The organism is Microbacterium sp. (assembly GCF_031178525.1).
Taxonomy (GTDB): Bacteria; Actinomycetota; Actinomycetes; order Actinomycetales; family Microbacteriaceae; genus Microbacterium.
In genome coordinates, this window is record NZ_JAPSJA010000025.1 from 1 (window position 1) to 18,390 (window position 18,390).

At 74.1% G+C, this 18,390-nt stretch carries 21 protein-coding genes, 1 tRNA gene and 1 pseudogene; 9 read left to right on the forward strand and 14 right to left on the reverse strand.

The annotated features are described in order from the left end of the window. Positions 1 to 741 (forward strand): annotated as a pseudogene (locus tag RIF89_RS03300) (AAA family ATPase); the annotation flags it as partial. A 7-nt stretch (positions 742 to 748) separates the two neighbouring features. After that, positions 749 to 946 (forward strand): hypothetical protein, encoded by a 198-nt coding sequence (locus tag RIF89_RS03305; RefSeq protein WP_309067734.1) that lies wholly within the window; start codon positions 749 to 751, stop codon positions 944 to 946. 55 nt (positions 947 to 1,001) lie between these two features. Here RIF89_RS03305 and mscL read toward each other — a convergent pair whose 3' ends face one another. The 3 genes from mscL to RIF89_RS03320 are packed head-to-tail and all read right to left on the reverse strand — an operon-like array spanning position 1,002 to position 2,333. After that, positions 1,002 to 1,418 (reverse strand): large conductance mechanosensitive channel protein MscL, encoded by a 417-nt coding sequence (mscL, locus tag RIF89_RS03310; RefSeq protein WP_309067735.1) that lies wholly within the window; start codon positions 1,416 to 1,418, stop codon positions 1,002 to 1,004. Positions 1,419 to 1,461: 43 nt separating this feature from the next. Next, positions 1,462 to 1,716 (reverse strand): FmdB family zinc ribbon protein, encoded by a 255-nt coding sequence (locus tag RIF89_RS03315; RefSeq protein ID WP_309067736.1) that lies wholly within the window; start codon positions 1,714 to 1,716, stop codon positions 1,462 to 1,464. Positions 1,717 to 1,739: 23 nt separating this feature from the next. Next, positions 1,740 to 2,333: a 5-formyltetrahydrofolate cyclo-ligase gene (locus RIF89_RS03320; RefSeq protein ID WP_309067737.1), complete on the reverse strand. Its 594-nt coding sequence runs from the start codon at positions 2,331 to 2,333 to the stop codon at positions 1,740 to 1,742. A 120-nt stretch (positions 2,334 to 2,453) separates the two neighbouring features. On the opposite strand from RIF89_RS03320, the gene galU reads away from it, so the two are divergent. The 4 genes from galU (at position 2,454) to RIF89_RS03340 (ending at position 5,186) form a co-directional block, all read left to right on the forward strand. Then, a complete protein-coding gene (gene galU / locus RIF89_RS03325; RefSeq protein ID WP_309067738.1) occupies positions 2,454 to 3,341 on the forward strand; it encodes a UTP--glucose-1-phosphate uridylyltransferase GalU in 888 nt (295 codons plus the stop codon). Positions 3,342 to 3,365: 24 nt separating this feature from the next. Continuing rightward, complete coding sequence (locus tag RIF89_RS03330) at positions 3,366 to 3,995, forward strand: GNAT family protein (protein ID WP_309067739.1); 630 nt, start codon at positions 3,366 to 3,368, stop codon at positions 3,993 to 3,995. Between the two features lie 126 nt (positions 3,996 to 4,121). Next, on the forward strand, positions 4,122 to 5,033 hold the full coding sequence (locus RIF89_RS03335) for a hypothetical protein (RefSeq protein ID WP_309067740.1): 912 nt from the start codon (positions 4,122 to 4,124) through the stop codon (positions 5,031 to 5,033). Positions 5,034 to 5,113: 80 nt separating this feature from the next. Then, a tRNA-Ala gene (locus tag RIF89_RS03340) sits at positions 5,114 to 5,186 on the forward strand. A 185-nt stretch (positions 5,187 to 5,371) separates the two neighbouring features. Here RIF89_RS03340 and RIF89_RS03345 read toward each other — a convergent pair. Both RIF89_RS03345 and RIF89_RS03350 read right to left on the reverse strand, forming a co-directional pair. Continuing rightward, a complete protein-coding gene (locus RIF89_RS03345) occupies positions 5,372 to 5,575 on the reverse strand; it encodes a hypothetical protein (protein WP_309067741.1) in 204 nt (67 codons plus the stop codon). A gap of 142 nt (positions 5,576 to 5,717) precedes the next feature. After that, entirely contained in the window at positions 5,718 to 6,392 is a 675-nt protein-coding gene (locus RIF89_RS03350; RefSeq protein WP_309067742.1) for a type 1 glutamine amidotransferase domain-containing protein, read from the reverse strand. Between the two features lie 92 nt (positions 6,393 to 6,484). Here RIF89_RS03350 and RIF89_RS03355 point away from each other — a divergent pair, with 92 nt between their 5' ends. Next, entirely contained in the window at positions 6,485 to 7,393 is a 909-nt protein-coding gene (locus RIF89_RS03355) for a LysR family transcriptional regulator (protein ID WP_309067743.1), read from the forward strand. Positions 7,394 to 7,414: 21 nt separating this feature from the next. Here the strand turns inward: RIF89_RS03355 and rfaE2 are convergent, their stop codons facing one another. Then, positions 7,415 to 8,884: a D-glycero-beta-D-manno-heptose 1-phosphate adenylyltransferase gene (gene rfaE2 / locus RIF89_RS03360; RefSeq protein WP_309067744.1), complete on the reverse strand. Its 1,470-nt coding sequence runs from the start codon at positions 8,882 to 8,884 to the stop codon at positions 7,415 to 7,417. Between the two features lie 127 nt (positions 8,885 to 9,011). Here rfaE2 and RIF89_RS03365 point away from each other — a divergent pair, with 127 nt between their 5' ends. After that, on the forward strand, positions 9,012 to 10,175 hold the full coding sequence (locus RIF89_RS03365) for a glycosyltransferase family 9 protein (RefSeq protein ID WP_309067745.1): 1,164 nt from the start codon (positions 9,012 to 9,014) through the stop codon (positions 10,173 to 10,175). Here RIF89_RS03365 and RIF89_RS03370 read toward each other — a convergent pair. The 7 genes from RIF89_RS03370 to RIF89_RS03400 all read right to left on the reverse strand — a co-directional run bounded on the left by RIF89_RS03370 (position 10,141) and on the right by RIF89_RS03400 (position 16,932). Next, a complete protein-coding gene (locus RIF89_RS03370) occupies positions 10,141 to 10,839 on the reverse strand; it encodes an SDR family oxidoreductase (protein WP_309067746.1) in 699 nt (232 codons plus the stop codon). The two genes, RIF89_RS03365 and RIF89_RS03370, sit on opposite strands and share 35 nt — an antisense overlap. Before the next feature lie 80 nt (positions 10,840 to 10,919). Continuing rightward, positions 10,920 to 12,302 carry a PfkB family carbohydrate kinase gene (locus RIF89_RS03375; RefSeq protein ID WP_309067747.1) on the reverse strand — a complete coding sequence of 461 codons (1,383 nt, stop codon included), beginning with the start codon at positions 12,300 to 12,302 and terminating at the stop codon, positions 10,920 to 10,922. Then, a complete protein-coding gene (locus tag RIF89_RS03380) occupies positions 12,299 to 12,976 on the reverse strand; it encodes an SIS domain-containing protein (RefSeq protein WP_309067748.1) in 678 nt (225 codons plus the stop codon). Before RIF89_RS03380 ends, RIF89_RS03375 begins: the two co-directional genes overlap by 4 nt. Next, positions 12,973 to 14,268: a glycosyltransferase gene (locus RIF89_RS03385; RefSeq protein ID WP_309067749.1), complete on the reverse strand. Its 1,296-nt coding sequence runs from the start codon at positions 14,266 to 14,268 to the stop codon at positions 12,973 to 12,975. The genes RIF89_RS03380 and RIF89_RS03385 overlap by 4 nt, the downstream gene beginning before the upstream one ends. Further along, positions 14,265 to 15,287: a glycosyltransferase gene (locus RIF89_RS03390; RefSeq protein ID WP_309067750.1), complete on the reverse strand. Its 1,023-nt coding sequence runs from the start codon at positions 15,285 to 15,287 to the stop codon at positions 14,265 to 14,267. The genes RIF89_RS03385 and RIF89_RS03390 overlap by 4 nt, the downstream gene beginning before the upstream one ends. Beyond that, the gene (locus RIF89_RS03395) at positions 15,284 to 16,363 is read right to left on the reverse strand and encodes a glycosyltransferase family 9 protein (protein WP_309067751.1); all 1,080 of its coding nucleotides are present in this window, start codon (positions 16,361 to 16,363) and stop codon (positions 15,284 to 15,286) included. The genes RIF89_RS03390 and RIF89_RS03395 overlap by 4 nt, the downstream gene beginning before the upstream one ends. After that, positions 16,360 to 16,932 carry an HAD family hydrolase gene (locus RIF89_RS03400; protein ID WP_309067752.1) on the reverse strand — a complete coding sequence of 191 codons (573 nt, stop codon included), beginning with the start codon at positions 16,930 to 16,932 and terminating at the stop codon, positions 16,360 to 16,362. The genes RIF89_RS03395 and RIF89_RS03400 overlap by 4 nt, the downstream gene beginning before the upstream one ends. Before the next feature lie 85 nt (positions 16,933 to 17,017). On the opposite strand from RIF89_RS03400, the gene RIF89_RS03405 reads away from it, so the two are divergent. Further along, entirely contained in the window at positions 17,018 to 17,998 is a 981-nt protein-coding gene (locus RIF89_RS03405) for a glycosyltransferase family 9 protein (protein WP_309067753.1), read from the forward strand. A 9-nt stretch (positions 17,999 to 18,007) separates the two neighbouring features. On the opposite strand, the gene RIF89_RS03410 is transcribed toward RIF89_RS03405, so the two are convergent. Further along, a partial coding sequence (locus RIF89_RS03410; RefSeq protein WP_309067754.1) for a sigma-70 family RNA polymerase sigma factor occupies positions 18,008 to 18,390 on the reverse strand: 383 nt, incomplete at its 5' end.

Sequence of the window (18,390 nt, forward strand, 5' to 3'; positions counted from 1 at the left end):
GTCACGGCCAGCCGGCGTCATGCCGAGCGCGTGCGCACCGCCGTGACCGAGGCCTTCGCGGGCCGCTCGGACGTCGCCGACTTCGTCGGCCGCGAGACCGCAGAGCCGCTCGCGGTGCTCACGCTCGAGCAGGCAACGGCCGAGAGCCGCGACCGCGTCATCTTCTCGCTCGGCTACGGCCTGACCAAGCACGGCCGCGTGCTCAGCGACTTCGGCGACCTGTCGACGCCCGACGGCGAGCGCCTGCTCACGGTCGGCATGACCCGCGCGCGCCGCTCGATGGTGATCGTGTCGTCGATCCGGCCCTCGGCCTTCGACGAGGGCCGCCTCGAGCACGGAGCGGCAACGCTCATGGGCATCCTCGGCAGCATCGCGGCGCGCGGGCGGGAGGCCCGCCTCGAGGATCTCGCCGACCCGCTGACGCTCGCTCTCGCGCGCGAGCTGCGCCGCCTCGGTGTCGCGGTGGACGTGGACTACCGCGGCCTGCTGCCGCTGGTCGCCCAGTACGACGGCAAGGCCGTGGTGGTCGAGCCTGACCCCGAGTCGCGCGGCGAGTCGCTGCGGGAGTCGCTGCGCCTGCGTCCGCACGTGCTGCGCCGCCTCGGCTGGCACTACGTGCGCGTGCACGCGTTCGACCTCTACAGCGACCCGGCGGCCGTGGCCGCGCGGATCGCCTCGGTGCTCGGCGTCTCTCCCGAGGCGCAGCGGGCCGACGGCGACACCCAGCCGCTCGCGCTATAACAGCGGGATGGACGCAGAGGTGCCGCGGCAGCGGATCGTCCGCGTGCGCGGATCACGCCGGGCGATGCTGACACCCGTCGACGGGACGCTGACCGACTCCGAGGCCGAGGCGACGCTGCGCGGCGCGGAGGCGCCCGTGCGGAAGACGACCGACGCCGGCCCGAACGACGAGCGCCTCCGTCGCGACGTGCCGCCGCACTACTGACCGCTCACACGACGAGGGCCGCCCCGCGCGGGACGGCCCTCGAGACGTGCGGACGTCAGGCGCGCGGCTGCTGAGCGGCGAGCAGGTCGCGGATCTCGGCGAGCAGCTCCTCCTGCGTGGGAGCGGCGGGAGCCGCGTCCTCCGTGACGCCGAGCTTGGCGGCGCGGCGCTCGGCGAGCTTGTTCATCGGGACGATGAGGAGGAAGTACACGACGGCGGCGACGGACAGGAAGTTGATCACGGCCTGGATGATCGCGCCGATGCCGAACTCCGCCGGCTCGCCGAAGACACCGGGGACCGGGATGACCCATCCGCTCAGGCTCCCCGACGGCAGCAGGACGCCGAGCAGCGGATTGATGAAGTTGTCGACGACGGCGGTCACGATCGCGGTGAACGCCGCGCCGATGATCACGGCCACCGCGAGATCGATCACGTTCCCGCGGGTGATGAAGTCCTTGAATCCCTGCAGCATGGGCTGTTCCCCCTTCACCCGGCGCCCGTCGGCGCCGTCCCGTTCACGCGCCCGAAGCGGGCGCCGATTCCGTCTTCGATGATGCAGCAGGGGCGGATGTGTCGCCAGCAGTCGTGCTCGAGCCGCGCGAGTCCGTGCGGTAGAAGCCCGAGCCGTTGAACGTCACGCCGACGGATCCGTACTGCTTGCGCAGCACGCCCCCGCACTCGGGGCACTCGCTGAGGGCCGCATCGGCGAACGACTGGACGGCATCGAAGGCGTGCCCGCACGACTTGCAGGCATAGGCGTAGGTGGGCATGTGACCTCGGCGATCGTGAAGAGTCAGGAGTGGAACGGCAGTTCCAGCGTGCGCGTCGGGGTCACGACCCCGGTCACCGGCTGGTCGTGCACATCCTGCGGCACGCTGTCGACCAGTTCCGAATCATAGATGACCGCGTATACCGGCGGGCAGTTCGCCATGGAGCCGATGGTCTTGTCGAAGAACCCGCGGCCCCACCCCATCCGCATCCCCGTGCGATCCACGGCGGCGGCCGGGACGATGAGCAGGTCGACGTCGTTGACGGCGATCGGCCCGAGCAGCTCGCCCACCGCCTCGGGCACGCCCAGCGCGCTGCGCACCTCCTCGCCGGCCGCGGATGCGACGGTCCAGTCGAGCAGGCCGTCCTCGCGCATGACGGGCAGCAGCACCCGGATGCCGCGCTCGATCGCGGCGTTGATGAACGGCCGCGTGCCGGGCTCGGTGGGGGAGGAGAGGAAGCAGGAGACGCTCCGCGCGCCGCGCGCGTCGACGAGCGCATCCAGCTGCTGACGGATGCCGTCCGCCGCGGCCTCCCGCTGCGCATCGGAGAGCTGCTGGCGTCGCTCGCGGAGCTCGGCGCGCAGCGCCCGCTTGGCCTGATCGAGGGCGTCCGTCATGCGACGAGTCTAGGGGCGGGTGACGTTCAGAGCCCGTTCACCGATGGGCCCCGGGTTGCGTCCCGGCGGTTCCTATATCAGATCCCGGGAGGACAACTGCGGGTCGCCTACGATGAGGGGATGCACCCCCCGCAGATCAAGGCAGTCATCCCCGCGGCCGGATTGGGCACGCGCTTCCTCCCGGCGACCAAGGCCACTCCGAAGGAGATGCTGCCGGTCGTCGACAAGCCGGCCATCCAGTACGTCGTGGAGGAAGCGGTCGCCGCGGGCATCCGCGACGTGCTGATGATCATCGGCCGCAACAAGAACGCGCTCGCGAACCACTTCGACTCGGTGCCGGAGCTCGAGACGAAGCTGCTCGACAAGGGCGACAAGGCGCGCCTCGAGCGCGTGCAGGCCTCGAGCGACCTGGCCGACATCCACTTCGTCCGTCAGGGCGAGCCGAAGGGCCTCGGACACGCGGTGCTGCGCGCCGAGGCGCACGTGGGCACGTCGCCGTTCGCCGTCATGCTGGGCGACGACCTCATCGACGAGCGCGACGAGCTGCTGACGACGATGATCTCCGAGCAGGCGAAGCGCGGCGCGATGGTCATCGCGCTCATGGAGGTCGACCCCGACAGCATCCACCTGTACGGCTGCGCCGACGTCGAGGAGACCGACACCGAGGGCGTCGTGAAGGTGAAGGGCCTCGTCGAGAAGCCCGCGAAGGAGGACGCCCCGTCCAACCTCGCCATCATCGGCCGCTACGTGCTCTCGCCCGAGATCTTCCCCATCCTGGCGCGCACCGAGCCGGGCAAGGGCGGCGAGATCCAGCTGACCGACGCGCTGCAGGAGATCGCTGCCGACCCGGAGGGCCCCGGCGTGTACGGCGTCGTGTTCCGCGGGCGCCGCTACGACACCGGGGATAGGGTCGACTACATCAAGGCGATCATGCGCCTCGCGGCCGACCGTCCCGACCTCGGTCCCGAGCTGCGACCGTGGTTCAAGGACTTCGCAGCCTCGCTCTGACACGCACGTTCCCGAAGGAGCCGGATGGAAGGTCTCGCCCCGCGACAACATGGGCCGATCTCCATCCGGCTCATTCGTCACCGTGACGCGCGCGCACTGCAGAACGAACTGGTGACGAATCGGTCGTGGCTGCGCCCGTGGGAGGCGACGAGCCCGGGTGGGCCTGCGCCGCTCGACATGCGCGGCAGCATCCGGCGCCTGCTGCAGCAGTACCGCGACGGGCAGGGCGTGCCGTTCGTGATGGAGTACGACGGCGAGATCACGGGTCAGCTGAACGTGTGGGGGCTCGCGCGGGGCTCGCTGTCCTCGGCGACGATCGGCTACTGGGTGAGCGAGCGGTTCGCCGGCAAGGGCATCACGCCGACGGCGGTCGCGCTCGCGACCGACGTGTGCTTCACCGAGCTGCAGCTGCACCGGATGGAGATCTGCATCCGTCCGGAGAACGCGGCCAGCCTGCGCGTCGTGCAGAAGCTCGGCTTCCGCTACGAGGGCCTGCGACGTCGGTACATCCACATCGACGGCGCCTGGCGCGACCACTACGCCTTCGCCCTCACGACCGAGGACGTCCCGGACGGCGTGCTGCAGCGCTGGCTGTCGGGCCGCGCGCCCGAGCATGCGGCCGACGTGCCGCCCGCCGACCGCGTCGCCGGCTGATCACCTCTCCGCGCGTCGACCGGGCGAGCCCGACGAGGGCGCACAGCGGTGGCGCATCGGGGATGTCGGGGGGACACGCCCGCGACATCCCCGGCCCGGGAGACGTGGTCGCCTACCGTTGGTCGCATGGATGGGCAGCTGCTGGGCGGAGGCGTGGTCGTCGCCGTCGCCGTGCTGCTCTTCCTCGTGTACCTGCTGCCCACCTGGCAGAGCCGCGCGCGGTACGACGCCGCGGAGCGCAACGCCGTGCGCTTGAACCAGGCGCTGCGCGTGCTTGCCGAGACCAGCGAGACCCCGGACGTCGTGCGCGTCGAACTCACGGCACGTGAGGCGGCCGCCAAGCAGAAGCTGGCCAAGCGCCTGCAGGCCGAGCGCAGCCGGCTGAGGGTGGAGGAGACCCGCCTGGAGCGCGACAAGGATCTGCTCGCGCTCGAGCAGAAGCGTCGTGAGCTCGCGGCGTTGCGCGCGGCCCCCGAGGTGCGGCAGGCGAAGGCACGCCGACGGATCCGTGTCGCAGCGACCGCGCTCGTGCTCGCCGGTCTCGCTGTCGCGGCGCTGGGCGTGTGGGCGCTCGTCGCAGGAGCCGGTGCCGCGTGGCTGGTCGTCGGCGGTGCCGCCGTGTTCACGGGGCTCGGGCTGCTGCAGCGGATGGCCGCCGTGCAGGCGCGTGCCGCACGCCGCGCCGCGCCTGTGGCGCTGCCGGAACCCGCGCGTCGCGCCGCACCCGCGCCGCTCCTCGACGAGGCCGATCGCGGCTGGGTGCCGCGGACACTGCCCGCGCCGCTCACCGCGACCGCGGGCTCGCGCGCGCAGGCCGCGCGCGCCGAGGCCGATGCCCGCGAGGCGCTGCGCCGGGCGGCCGCGCAGGAGGCGCTCCGCGCCCGCGCCGAGCAGCTGCGTCCCGCGCCGGTTCCGATCGAGACCGCGCGGCCCGAGCCGGCCCCGGCGGCTTCGCCGTTCGCCCGCATGGGATACGTCGACGACGCCGAGATCGAGGCGCACGTGCGCGATCTGCTCGCGCGCCGCGCGTCCGCCTGATTCGGCCTGACGCCACGCCCGGGCTTCCCGCGCGCGTGCGGGGGCGCCGCCGAGGTCTGGTAATGTAGTCCGAGGTTCACGGGCCCATGGCGCAGTTGGTAGCGCGTCTCGTTCGCAATGAGAAGGTCGGGGGTTCGAATCCCCCTGGGTCCACCGGAAGAAGAAGCCCCTCGCCGCACGGCGAGGGGCTTCTTCGTTGCCGACACCGGCCTCCGTTGGGGGATCTCAGCCGCCGCGTGGCGCGATCGCCGTCGTCCGCCGCCGGACCTCATCCGCCGCTCGAGACATCGACGGACGGTGATGTCTCGCGTGCGGGATGAGGTCTCGGTTCGGTGGGATCAGCTCTCCAGGCGCTGCGCGGAGATCAGCGCGTCGAGCTCTGCCGTGCGCTGCATGTCTCCCTGCTCCTGTGCGGCGTGACGCCAGGCCTGCAGCTTCGCGATCTCGTCGTCCCTCGTCGCGGTGCCGTTGCGAAGGCGCTCGACGACGTCGGGCTCGAGGTCGAGGTTGTCGAGGTCTTCCTCGGGGATCTGTGCGCTCATGCCGGAAATCTAGCGTCCGCATGCGCGGATGTCCGGGGGCTCGACGGCGCGGGCCGCGTGTGCACCACGTCGCTCGAGCGCGCGCGCACGACGATGGCCCCGCCGCCGGGCGGGGCCATCGTCGGTGCGGGTGGTGCGAGCGTCAGGCCGGGAGGCGGCGCAGCAGCGCCCGCGCCACGGACGCGGACGACTGCGGGTTCTGGCCCGACACGAGGTTGCCGTCCTCGACGAGGTGATCGGCCCAGGGCTCGGCTGCGTCGACCGTCACGCCGTGCTTGCGCAGCGTGGTCTCGAGCAGCCACGGGGCCTTGTCCGCGAGCCCGCCCTGGCGCTCCTCCTCATCGGTGAATGCCGCGACGGTGCGTCCCGCCGCGACGAGTGCACCGTCGGCGCGGCGGGCGGCCAGCAGTGCGGCGAGCCCATGGCACACCAGTGCGACCGGCTTCTCCGCCTCCAGCGCGTCGGAAAGAAGCGCGCCGGACGTCGCATCCACGGCGAGGTCCTCCATGGGGCCGTGGCCGCCGGGGTAGAACACGGCGTCGATCGTGCCGAGATCGACCTCCTCGAGCCGGAGGGGCGACTGGAGGCCGGCGATCGCGGAGATCGCGGCACGCGCACCGTCATCGTCGGAGAGTGAGGCTTCGTCCGCGACGGGCGCGACGCCGCCGGGACTGGCGAAGACCACGCTGTGGCCCGCCTCGGTCAGCAGGCGGTGGGGAGTGAGCAGCTCTTCGGCCCAGTAGCCGGTGGGGTGCGTACTTCCGTCGGACAGGGTCCAGGAACGGGCTGCGGTGACGACGAACAGAACGGTGGACATGGGTCTCCTCGGGTTGTCGTGGCCGGCGCCCGGAAGGGTGCCGCAACAGGAGCAACGCGCTCGGCTGCGGCATCTTCCGATAGCTTCGCAATATGAGCCATAGATCCCCTGATGGGCTGGATCGCCTTCCGCTGTGGCGCACGTTCCTCGCCGTGCACACGTCGGGATCGCTGTCGGGCGCCGCCCGGACGCTCGGGCTCACACAACCGGCGGTCACGGCCCAGCTCCAGGCGCTCGAGGGGATGCTCGGGGAGCGGCTGTTCGAGCGCACGGCGCGCGGCGTCACGCCGACGCCGCGGGCCGATGACCTGGCGATGCGGCTCACCGGCCCGTTCGCCGCGGTCGCCGAGGCGATCGGCGGGATGCGTCCGGGTGAGGGCGGTCCGCACGCGCCGGTGCGCATCGGCGGAGCGGCCGACATCCTGGCGGAGGTGGTCGTGCCGGGGCTCGCGGCCCTCGTCGCGGGCGGCGTGCGGCTGCAGGTCGTGCCGGGGCTCAGCGGTCCGCTCGTCGACAGCCTCCGCTCCGGCGTGCTCGACCTCGTCGTGGCTTCCGAGCGGCCGCGCGGACGATCGGTGATCGCGACTCCCGTGACGGATGAGACGTTCGTGCTGGTGGCGGCTCCCGGCCTCACGCGCGCGCCCGTCGGCTCCCCCGACGACCTGGACGAGGTGCCGCTGCTCGCCTTCGCACACGACGTGCCGATCCTGCGCCGCTACTGGCGACACGTGTTCGGCGTGCGCCTCGAACGCGAGCCGGCGCTGACGGTTCCCGACCTGCGCACGCTGCGGGAGGCCGCCGTCGCCGGTGCCGGCGCGACCGTCCTCCCGCTGCACGTGTGCCGGGAGGCGCTCTCGAGCGGGCGGCTCATCGACCTCCACCCGACCGAGGATCCCCCGATCAACACGCTCTTTCTCGTGCGGCGACCCGGCGCCCTGGCGCCGCACGTCGAGCGCGTGCGGCTGGCCGCGACCGACGCGATCGCACGCGCCCTGGGTTAGTGGGCGCCGCCCGGCGCCCGGTCAGCGCAGCGCGGCACCCTGCGCGATGCGGCTGACCATCTCGGTCGTCGAGTGCGCGGGGATGAAGTCGAGGATCCGCACCTCGCCGCCGTAACCGCGCACGACCGCCGTCTCCTCGAGCATCTCGGGCGTGTAGTCGCCGCCCTTGGCATAGATGTCCGGACGCAGGTCGGCCAGCAGCGCGGCGGGGGAGTCCTCGCGGAACACGGTCACGTAGTCGACGCTCTCGAGCGACTCCAGCACGCGGGCGCGGTCCTCCAGCGGGTTCACGGGGCGGCCGGGGCCCTTCAGGCGCCGCACGGAGGCATCGTCGTTGAGCGCCACGACGAGCACGTCGCCGAGCTCCTTCGCCTGGCGCAGATGTGCGGTGTGCCCGAGATGGAGCAGGTCGAAGCAGCCGTTCGTGAAGACGACCGTGCGTCCGCGTCCGCGCTCGCGCTCGACGAGGGCGCGCAGGGCATCGGGATCGAGGGTGCCGGGGGCAGCCGACGCGCCCGCCCCCGCGTCGAGGTCCGCCAGCGTGCACACGGCGGTGTCCGGACGCGAGACCACGACGTCCGCCGCGCGCTGTGCGAAGTCGGCCGCCGCTGCCGGCGCGGCGCCGACCGCCAGTGCGACCGTCGCGGCGGCCGCGAAGGTGTCCCCGGCGCCGGTCGCCTGGTTCTCGGGAGCGGGGCGAGCGCGGGTCCGATGGGATGCGGACACGTCGCCCGTGGGCGTCCGCTGCAGCAGGATGGTGCCGTCGCGATCCAGGGTCACGATCGCCGTCGCGGCGCCGGACGCCGTGAGCACCTCGTCGGCGACGCCGGCGATGGCGTCCGCGCGCGCCGAGGCCTCCAGGAGCGCGCGCCCCAGCAGCGCCTCGGTCTCGCGTGCGTTCGGCGTCACCAGGTCGGGGCGCAGCGGCGCCCAGCGCGCGACGTCGTGCGCGTCGACGACGATCCTGCTCGCCCGTCGCCGCCGTGCCAGGGCCGCCACGACGGCGTCGTCGAACAGGCCGCCGTCGTAGTCGCAGATCACCAGGGACTCATCCGTCCCGGGCTCCAGCGCCGCCGGAAGGCGCTCGCCCATCGCGCCCGCCGGCCGGGCGCGATCGATGCGCACGAGGATCTGATCGTCCCCGACGATGCGCGTCTTCGACGCGGTCGGCCGGGCGCCGTCGACGATGACGCCCGAGGTGTCGACCCCGGCGGCGTCGAGCAGGCCGCGCAGCGTCCGACCCTCCGCGTCGTCGCCGATCTCTCCCACGAGCCGCACGCGCGCGCCCAGAGCCACGAGGTTGACGGCGGTGTTGGCGGCGCCGCCGGGGCAGTCGGTCTGCTCGGCGGCCTCCACCACCGGCACCGGCGCCTCGCGACTGAGACGACGGACGCCGCCGCGGAGCCATCGATCCAGGATCAGGTCGCCGACGACGAGCACGCGCGGCGCGTCGGACCGGAGGCGGGGGACGATCTCAGCCGGATGCGTCATGACGCTCCTGTACCCGATCGCGGCGCCCGCCACACGTCGCGGTCGGAAGCGGCCACGGAAGGTTTGGGCCGGCCGTGCGCGGGGAACAGACCGGGAGACGTCAGAGGGATGGAAACGGGGGGGCGAGGTGAGCGCGACGCGGATGCCGGCGGCGGCCATGGCCGGCCGCGACCGGTTCGACGAGGTGCTGAAGATCGCCGTGCTGCGCGGGGGAGGCCTCGGTGACCTGCTGTTCGCGCTGCCGGCGCTGGATGCGCTCGCGGACGCGTATCCCGAGGCGGAGATCGTGCTGCTGGGGACCCCGATGCACCGCGAGCTGCTGCGCGACCGGCCCGGACCGGTGACGCGCGTCGAACTGCTGCCCCCGGCGCGCGGCGTGAACCGGCCCGCGGGCGACGACGACCCGCGCGCCACCGGTGCCTTCATGCGCAGGATGCGCGCCGAGGGCTTCGATCTCGCGTGCCAGCTGCACGGCGGCGGGCGCAATTCCAATCCGTTCCTGCTGGCGCTGGGAGCACGGCACACGGTCGGCGCGGCGACGCCGGACGCCGCACCGCTCGAGCGCACCCTGCCGTACGTCTACTACCAGCACGAGGTGTTGCGTCATCTCGAGACGGTGGCGCTGGCGGGCGCGCCCTCCGTCGGCCCGGAGCCGGTCGTGGCCGTCACGGCCGCCGAGCGGCGGCGAGGGCGGGAGCTGACCGGTGCGGGCCCCGAGCCGCTGATCGTGATCCACCCGGGAGCGACCGACCCGCGCCGGCGATGGCCGGCAGAGCGGTTCGAGGAGATCGCGCTGCGCTGCGCCGCAGACGGCATGCGGATCGTCTTCGTGGGCGCCGGCGAGGACGCGCCGCTCACCGAGGCGATCGCGCGGCGCGTCGCGCGCCTCGCCGGAGACGCGGTCGTCTCGCTCGCCGGACGGATCGGCCTGGGCGAGCTGGCGGGCGTGCTCGCTCTTGCGGACGTGATGGTCGGAAACGACAGCGGCCCGCGCCATCTGGCGCAGGCCGTGGGCACGCGGACGGCGAGCATCTTCTGGGCGGGGAACCTCATCAATGCCGGGCCGCTCACCCGCGCCCGTCACCGTGTGCAGCTGTCGTGGACGACGCACTGCCCGGTATGCGGGCGGGATGCGACCCAGGTGGGCTGGACCGCGCCCCGCTGCGAGCACGACGTCACGTTCGTGGACGACGTGCCCGCAGCCGCCGTCTACGACGACGTCAGGTCGCTGCTCGAGGGCGAGCCCGGCAGGCCGCTCACGGCCACGACGGCTCCTCCTCGGGGCACATGACGAGCTCGCGGATCTCGACGCCGACCGGCTGACGCAGCGCGAACACGATCGCGTCGGCGACGTGGGCCGGGTCGATCAGCGCCGCGTCCGGGCCCGGCTTGTACTGCTCGTCGCGGCCGTCGAAGAATCGCGTGCGCATGCCGGCGGGGAACACGGTCGTCACGCCGAGCTGCCCCTTCGTCTCGGCCGCGAGCGCGCGGGAGAACCCCAGCACGCCGAACTTGGAGGCGCAGTAGGCGGTGGCGTCTCCCACGCCCTTCAGCGCGAGCGACGACGCGATCGTCACGACGCGACCGTGCGAGGCCTTCAGCGCGGGAAGCGCAGCCCTGACCACCGCGGCGGTGCCGAACAGATTGACGCCGACGATCCACTCCCAGTCGTCACCGGACAGCCCCTCGAGCGGAGCCGGGCGGTCCACGCCGGCGGCCGTCACGACGGCGTCCAGACCGCCGAAGCGCTCGGCGAGCTCGCTCACGAGCTGCTCCGTCGCACGGGTGTCGGACACGTCGGCCGTGAAGGCGTCCGGCACGTCGGCCCCCGAGATATCCAGGTCGAGCACGAGCGCGCGCCCTCCCGCGTCGCGGACGGCCCGGGCGACGGCGGCCCCGAGGCCGGATGCCCCTCCGGTGACGATGACATTGCCGAGGCTGCGGTCTGCGGTCATGGTGCTCCTTCGTTCTTCTTCCGGACGTGGTCTGTTCTGTCGGACGGTGATCAAGCGCTCGCGAACCCGACGCGCGCGGGTCAGCCGACGCGGGCGAGCGCGCCGGCCAGGCGGGTGGTCGAACGGCCAGGGTGGTAGGGCACGGTGACCGTGCGGCCGCCCCACTCGGCGATCACGGCCGTCTCGGGAAGGTCCTCCGCGGCGTAGTCGCCGCCCTTCACCCAGATGTCCGGCCGGATCCGCCGCAGCGCCTCGGTCGGGGTGCTCTCCTCGAACACGACGACGGCGTCGACGCACTGCAGGGCGAGAAGCAGATCGCGCCTGTCCGCCTCGCCCATGATCGGACGCTCGGGCCCCTTGAGGTCGCGGACGGAGTGGTCGCTGTTGAGGCACACGATCAGGCAGTCGCCCAGGGCACGCGCCGCGGCGAGCGTCCGGGCATGGCCCGCGTGCAGGAGGTCGAAGCATCCGCCGGTCGCGACGACCGTGCCGCCTCGTGCGCGGATCGCGGCAGCCGTCGCCAGCGCGTCCGACGCGCCGCCCAGCGGCACCGCCTCCTGCGGGGCATCCAGGCCGGCGACGCCGCCGGAGGCGAGGAACCGCCCGGCGGACGCCACCGCCTGCGATGCCGCCTCGGCCGGCGAGGCGCCGCGTGCCAGCGCGACCACGAGCGAGGCGCTGAGGCGATCTCCCGCTCCGCACGGATCGGCCGTCGTGACGGGCACGACCGGCACGACGTGGGGGGCCACCGACTCGGCCGTGGCGAGCAGCGCGCCGCGCGCCCCGAGGGTCACGAGCACCGCCTTCGCGCGCCAGCGGTCGGCGAGCCGCGTCGCGGCAGCGGCGGCCGCGGCGATGCCGTCGCCCTGCTCGCCGGCGGCCGCGAGAGCCTCCGAGAGATTCGGCGTGACGACCGCCGTCGACGGGACCGGATCCGTGCCGCGGGGATGCGGATCCCATACCAGCGGCACCCGATGCGCGGCACGCTGCAACGCCTCCCGCAGGGCGGGATCCGCGGTCACGCCGCGCCCGTAGTCGGCCACGACGATCGCATCGGCCCCGTCGATCGCGGCGAGCATCTCGGGCGTCGCGCGGGGGAGCGGCGGGGCGTCGCAGTCATCGTCGAGACGGATGAGGGCGTGCCCCGCCGCGCGCACGCGCGTCTTGACGGGCGTCGGCGCGCCCGAGCGACCTGCGACGACCTCGACCGCGCCGCCGGCGCCGCGTGGCCGCCGCAGCAGGTCCCGCAGCTCGCGCGCGCGCTGGTCGTCGCCCAGCACCGTGACGAGTCGCACGTCGGCGCCGTCGCGGGCGAGGAGCGCCGCGACGAGTCCCGCGCCGCCGGGACGCCGCACCGTCTCGCTGACGGCGACGACAGGCACCGGCGCATCCGGGCTCAGCCGGTCCGCGGTGCCGGAGAGGTCGACGTCGAGCAGGGTGTCTCCCACCACGGTGATCCTCATGCGTCCTCCCGCTGTGCCTGCCGTGCCGGTGCGCCGGCGCGGACGAGCGGGGCGGCGACCGCGTCGTGCGCGCGCACGTGGTGGTCGAACACCCGGCACAGCAGGTGCAGCGCGACGAGCTGCGCCTCCTGCGCCCCGGGGGCCGTGGCCTCCAGCGCGAGGTGGGCGTCGCTCGCCTCGCACAGCGGATTGGGACCGGCGCCCGTCAGGGCCCAGGCCTTGGCGCCGACCTCCCGCGCCGCGTGCGCCGCGCGGACGAGGTTCGGGCTGCGGCCGCTCGTCGACATCAGCACGACGACGTCGCCCGGCCGCGCGTGCGCGCGGACCTGACGCGCGAACACCTCGTCGTAGCCGTAGTCGTTGCCGATCGCGGTGACGCTCGACGTGTCCGCGTGCAGCGCGATCGCCGAGAAAGGCCGGCGCTCGCCGTCGAAGCGCCCGACGATCTCGGCGGTGAGATGCTGCGCCTCCGCCGCCGAGCCGCCGTTGCCGGCCGCGAGCAGGCGCTGCCCGCGCAGCAGCCGCGCCGCGAGCTCGGCGCCCCACGCCGAGATGGTGGGCAGCTGCGCGTGCAGCGACGCCATGGCGGCGGTGTGGTCCTCCAGATGACTGCGCAGCGTGGCGGTGAGGATGTCGTCGGGCCGGGTGAGCCGCGCCGTGCCGATGGCGCTCATGCGCGCGCACCTCCCGTCGCGCGCCGCGCCGCCGCACGACGTGGCAGCGGAGCGATCCTGCTCTCCGCGGCGCCGGTCGGCGACGCGGCGGCGAGTGCGCGGTAGACCCGCTCGGTGTCGGCCGCGACCTTGGCCCAGCTGTACCGGGTGTGCGCCCGCGCGACCCCGGCGCGCGCGAGGTCCGCGCGCAGCTCCGGATCGTCCCGCAAGGTCCGGATCGCCGCGGCGATCGCATCGGGGTCGCGCGGCGGCACGTGCAGCCCCGTGCCGCCATGGACGACCGTGTCGATCAGGCCGCCGACCGCCGCCGCGATCACCGGCACGCCGGTCGCCATCGCCTCGAGCGGGACGATGCCGAACGGCTCGTACCAGGGGGCGCACACCACGGCGTCCGCGGAGCGCAGCGCCGCGGCCAGTTCGGCGTGCGGCACCTGCCCGCGGAAGCTGACGAGATGCTCGACGCCCTCTCTGCGCGCGTGCGCGCGCAGGCGCTGCACGTCCGGGTCGTCGAGGACATCGCGGGGCCCGCGGGAGCCGCCGATCACGGTCAGCTCGATGTCGTCGCGCCCCTCGGCGACGAGCCGGGCGAGCGCCGTGATCGTCAGGCCGACGCCCTTGCGTGGCACCAGGCGGCCCACGGTCATGATGCGGAAGCGCGCACCGCGCTCCTCGGCCGGCCCCTCCGGCGTGAACAGCTCCGTGTCGACGCCGCACGGCACCACCGCGATCCGGCTCGAGGGGACGCCCAGCGGGATCAGCTCGAACGCCTCGTCGGAGCAGGTCGCGACGACCGTGTCCGCGCTGCGGCCGACGGCCGGCTCGAGGGTCTCGCGCTCGGGCGGGCTCGTGTCCTCGGCGCCCTGGTGGCGGCGCTTGACGTTGCCGAGGGCATGGAAGGTGTGCGCCACGGGAGGACGCGCGGTGCCGAGACGGGCGGCGGCCTGCAGCGCCGCGACGCCCGACATCCAGAAGTGGCTGTGCACGACGTCCGGCACGTCCTCGCGCCAGTGCTCGGCGAGCACGCGGCCGAACTCCGGCATGAACGGCAGCAGATCGTCCTTGGGAACCGCCGCGGGCGGGCCCGCGTCGACGTGCACCACGTCGACGCCACGGCACAGGGGAACGCGCTCGGGCAGGTGGGGATCGTCGCGCCGGGTGTAGACCGTGACGCTGTGCCCGCGCTCCGCCAGCGCGGCGGAGAGCGCGGCGACGTGCACGTTCTGCCCGCCGGCGTCCACGCCTCCCAGCGCGGCGAGCGGGCTGGCGTGTTCCGAGACCATCGAGATCCTCATCGCATGCTCCTTCCGGCAAAGGGGGAGGTTGTCGCGCCCGTGCGGCGCGGATGGTGCGAGACGACGTCGGCGAGGACGTCGTCCCAGCGGCGCAGGAACGCCGGCAGTCCGTGATGGGCCAGCGCATGGCGGCGCGCCGCGCGCCCGTGCTCGGCGGCGAGGCCGGGGTCGGCGACGTAGGCGGCGATCGCCCGCTGGAGCCGGTCGAGGTCGTTCGAGACGAGCCCGGCCTCGGGCGGCACCGCCGCGGGCGCCTCCGTCGTCGCCAGGGCGACGACGGGCATGCCCAGGTGCATCGCCTCCAGCAGGGCCAGGCCGAGCGACGTCCACCGGAACGGGTGCACATAGACCCGGCGGCGCGCGAGCTCGGCGTGCAGCAGGTGCGGGGGGAGGTCTCCCGCCGGCTCCACCTCGAGTGCTCGACCCGGGGCTGCGCTCGCCGCGAGGGCGGCAGGCAGCTGCTCGCCGCCCATCCCGAACACATCCAGCGGCGCGGCCGCGGAAAGGTGGGGGAGCAGGTCTGTGCCCGTGATGCGCCAGCGGCGGACGGGCTCGTTGATCACCGCCGCCGCACGCGGCAGCTCGCCCGTGTACAGCGGACCGGGGTCCGGGACGCCGTGCTCGACCACGAGCGTGCGTGCGTTGCCGGTGTCCCAGAACAGACGGTTGAAGTGCGTCACGTGCACGATCGAGATGCCGGCGTCGGCGAACGGATGCACGGTGCCGGTCGCGTCGGGCTTGGGCGTGTTGTGCTCGAGGAACAGGGCCGCGACGTCGCGCCCCGGCTCGCGTCCGGTCAGCTCTCGCACGGCGTCCCACTCCTTCGTGCGCTGCAGCACGACGACGTCGAACTCCGCCTGCCGAAGCCGGTCCGCCGGCACCTCGCGGGCTTGCGGCCAGTCCCGGCCGGCGAGTCCGTGCCAGCCGCGCGCATCGTCGCGGGGCACGAGGTACTCGTGCGCACCCCGAAGGAAGGCGTCGGCGTAACCGCCGTGCACGTGCCACACCAGCACCCTCACGCCGGCACCTCCATCGCGCGCCGGTGATCCGCCACGCGCGCGGCGATCGGCGCCCCCGCCAGCTCCTCGCACGCGGCCACGACATCGCGCGGCGTGACGGACGTCAGGCACGGATGCCCGGCAACGGGGCAGTCGCGAGCACGGGTGCCACGGCAGGCGGCGTCCTGGTCGCCGAGCAGCACGTGCGGCACCCCGTACGGCGCCCACCTGGCCGCGGGCACCACGGGCGAGAACAGGCTCACCACGGGAGTGCCCACCGCGGCGGCGACATGCGCCGGCCCCGTGTTGCCCGTGATCACGACGCGCGCATGGCGGAGCAGAGCGGCCAGCGCAGGCAGCGGCGTGTCGCCTCCGAGATCGAGCGCCGCGTCACCGGCGACGTAGGCGGTGAGTTCCCGCTCGTGCGGCCCGCCCGTGACGGCGACCCGCCAGCCCCGGTCCTGCAGCAGCCGCACCGCCTCGCGATGGCGCTCGGCGGGCCAGCGGCGAGCGGACGCGGACGCGCCCGGATGCACCACCACGAGGTCGCGGATGTGCGCGACCTCCGCGGGAGGAGGGGCGGCGGAGGTCAGCCGCAGCTTTCCGTCGTCGCCGTCGGGCAGTGCGAAACCACCGGCACCGGCGATCTCCAGGGCGCGCTCGGGCTCCGGCAGCTCTTCGGAGAAGTCCTCGCCCGGGCGCAGCCTCACATCCAGCAGGGATCCGGCGAAGTCGACGGACGCGCCGACGATCCGCGGCACGCCCGCCAGCCGCAGCTGCAGCGCCAGCGGCAGCGGCGACTGGTGGAACGACGTCAGGATCACGGCGACGTCCGGCCTGGCCTCGGCCAACAGCCGATCGAGCTCGCGCATCCGCTCGGGCGTCGCGTTCGGTGCCGTCGCGGTGATCCACGGGCAGTCCCACTCCAGCACGCGAGCGACGCCGGGCAGCTGACGCGCCGCCTCAGCGCCGATCGAACTGCAGAGCATCCACACCTCGTCGACGTCGGGGGCGGCAGCGACGGCCCGCACGGCGGGACCGGCGAGCAGCACATCGCCGAGGCTGTCCAGTCGCGCCACGAGCGCCCGGCGCGTCATCCGACGCCCCCGCCGGGCGCTGATGCGGCCGGTGCCATCAGGGCGAGCCGCACGGCGTCGTCGAGGTCGGAGGCCACCTCCGGAGCCGCCTCGATCTCCTCGGGCAGCGTCACGGGCGTGGGGACGAGCACGGCCCGCGCGCCCGCGGCTCCTGCGGCCCCCACGTCGGCGGCGATGTCGCCGATCACGACCGCGTCGGCCGGGGCGACGCCCAGCCGTCGGCACGCCTCGACCACAAGGCCCGGCCGGGGCTTGCGGCAGCCGCAGCCGTCGTCGGGTCCATGGGGACACCAGCACCACACGTCGAAGGGACCCAGCAGCTCGTCGACCCTCGCGTTCACGGCCTCGACCTGGCTCTCGGTGAGCAGGCCGCGCGCGACGCCCGACTGGTTCGAGACGACGCCGATCCGGGCGCCGGCGGCGCGGGCGCGGGCGATCGCCGACTCGGCGCCGGGCATCGGCCGCACGAGCGTCGGGTCGCCGTTGTAGGGCACGTCCTCCACCAGGGTGCCGTCGCGGTCGAACAGCACCGCGCGGACCGGCGGGGTGGAAGCGCGTTCGATGCCCATACCGGAGCACTTCCCACTTCTCCGCGGCGGCAAACGTCTCTTCTCCGACTCGTGCGCCTCAGGGCGCGCCTGCGATGCTGAAGCCATGCAGGAGTTGGGCTGCCCCGACGGACGTCCCGAGCTGCTCGCGCTGCGAGCGCTGAAGCTGGGGGACCTGCTCGTCGCGGTGCCCGCGATCCACGCGCTCCGGCGTGCGTTCCCGCAGCACCGGCTCGTGCTCGCCGTGCCGGCGTGGCTCGAACCCGTCGTCGACCTCGTCGACGGCGTGGACGCGCTGCTGCCCACGCCGGGACTCGATGACCCGCTGCCGCTGGAGCGCGGGCGGATCGACATCGCCGTGAACCTGCACGGAAGCGGTCCGGAGAGCCGGGGACTCGTGGACGCCCTCGGCGCACGCGTGAGCATTGTTCATCGCGTCGAGGAGCTGGACGGCTTCGCCGGCGGGGACGCGGAGGCCGAGCAGGCGCCCCCGGCGTGGCGCGCAGAGCTGCACGAACGGCGGCGCTGGGTGCGGCTGGTGGGCGCCTACGGTGTCGCGGGGGATCCGGGAGAGGTGCGGCTGCGGTCGGCCCCCGCGATCCCGGAGCTCGAGGGCGCGACGGTGCTGCATGTGGGCGCCGCGTACGGATCGCGCCTGTGGCCTGTCGCGCGGTTCGCCGCGGTCGCCGAAGCGCTCGCCGCGGAGGGCCATCGCGTGGTCTTCACGGGTGGCGCCGGCGAACGCGAGCGCGCGCTCGGCGTGGCGACGGCGGCGGGGCTGGCTCAGGAGAGGGTGCTGGCCGGTCGGCTCGATCTCGGTCGCTTCGCCGGGGTCATCCAGCGCGCGCGGCTGGTGGTCTCGGCGGACACGGGGGCCGCGCACCTCGCGTCGGCGTATGGCACGCCGTCCGTCGTGCTCTTCGGGCCGGCCTCGCCCGAGCAGTGGGGACCTCCGCCGGGCCCGCACGTCGTGCTGACCGATGCCCGCCTGCGTCGCGGCGACGTCTTCGCCCCCGACCCCGATCCTGCGCTCCTCGCGGTCACCGTGGACGACGTGCTGGCCGCCGCGGCCCGCGTGAGCCGGTAGCGCTTCGCCTCAGGCGGCGCGGCGGCGCGCCGGCGGCGGCCCGTTCTGGATGTGATCGCGCAGCGCCGCGAGCGTGTGCGCAAGGATGCGGGAAACCTGCATCTGGGTGACGCCGAGCTCTCCCGCGATGTCGCTCTGGGTGCGGTCCTCGAAGAAGCGCAGCAGCACGACCCGGCGGTCGCGGGGCGACAGGGCGCGCAGCGCCGCCGTGATCACGACGGCGGTCTCGGCGCGGTCGAGCTCGTCACCGTGCGCCGGCAGCATTTGGCCCATGGTCGCGTCGCGGTCGGCGCCCACCGGGCCGTCGAGCGATGCCGGCTGCATGTGGTCGCCGCACGCGAGCGCCTCGCGCACCTCCGCCATGGTCTCTCCCAGGTCGTCCACGAGCTCCG

Excerpts from the sequence above, each read along its gene's own strand:
- RIF89_RS03355 (WP_309067743.1), top strand. The coding sequence starts at position 6,485 with ATGAGCCATAGATCCCCTGATGGGCTGGATCGCCTTCCGCTGTGGCGC.
- RIF89_RS03350 (WP_309067742.1), bottom strand. The coding sequence starts at position 6,392 with ATGTCCACCGTTCTGTTCGTCGTCACCGCAGCCCGTTCCTGGACCCTG.
- RIF89_RS03370 (WP_309067746.1), bottom strand. The coding sequence starts at position 10,839 with ATGACCGCAGACCGCAGCCTCGGCAATGTCATCGTCACCGGAGGGGCA.
- RIF89_RS03305 (WP_309067734.1), top strand. The coding sequence starts at position 749 with ATGGACGCAGAGGTGCCGCGGCAGCGGATCGTCCGCGTGCGCGGATCA.
- RIF89_RS03405 (WP_309067753.1), top strand. The coding sequence starts at position 17,018 with ATGCAGGAGTTGGGCTGCCCCGACGGACGTCCCGAGCTGCTCGCGCTG.
- RIF89_RS03400 (WP_309067752.1), bottom strand. The coding sequence starts at position 16,932 with ATGGGCATCGAACGCGCTTCCACCCCGCCGGTCCGCGCGGTGCTGTTC.
- mscL (WP_309067735.1), bottom strand. The coding sequence starts at position 1,418 with ATGCTGCAGGGATTCAAGGACTTCATCACCCGCGGGAACGTGATCGAT.
- RIF89_RS03395 (WP_309067751.1), bottom strand. The coding sequence starts at position 16,363 with ATGACGCGCCGGGCGCTCGTGGCGCGACTGGACAGCCTCGGCGATGTG.
- RIF89_RS03330 (WP_309067739.1), top strand. The coding sequence starts at position 3,366 with ATGGAAGGTCTCGCCCCGCGACAACATGGGCCGATCTCCATCCGGCTC.
- RIF89_RS03345 (WP_309067741.1), bottom strand. The coding sequence starts at position 5,575 with ATGAGCGCACAGATCCCCGAGGAAGACCTCGACAACCTCGACCTCGAG.
- galU (WP_309067738.1), top strand. The coding sequence starts at position 2,454 with ATGCACCCCCCGCAGATCAAGGCAGTCATCCCCGCGGCCGGATTGGGC.
- RIF89_RS03315 (WP_309067736.1), bottom strand. The coding sequence starts at position 1,716 with ATGCCCACCTACGCCTATGCCTGCAAGTCGTGCGGGCACGCCTTCGAT.
- RIF89_RS03335 (WP_309067740.1), top strand. The coding sequence starts at position 4,122 with ATGGATGGGCAGCTGCTGGGCGGAGGCGTGGTCGTCGCCGTCGCCGTG.
- RIF89_RS03385 (WP_309067749.1), bottom strand. The coding sequence starts at position 14,268 with ATGAGGATCTCGATGGTCTCGGAACACGCCAGCCCGCTCGCCGCGCTG.
- rfaE2 (WP_309067744.1), bottom strand. The coding sequence starts at position 8,884 with ATGACGCATCCGGCTGAGATCGTCCCCCGCCTCCGGTCCGACGCGCCG.
- RIF89_RS03375 (WP_309067747.1), bottom strand. The coding sequence starts at position 12,302 with ATGAGGATCACCGTGGTGGGAGACACCCTGCTCGACGTCGACCTCTCC.
- RIF89_RS03320 (WP_309067737.1), bottom strand. The coding sequence starts at position 2,333 with ATGACGGACGCCCTCGATCAGGCCAAGCGGGCGCTGCGCGCCGAGCTC.
- RIF89_RS03380 (WP_309067748.1), bottom strand. The coding sequence starts at position 12,976 with ATGAGCGCCATCGGCACGGCGCGGCTCACCCGGCCCGACGACATCCTC.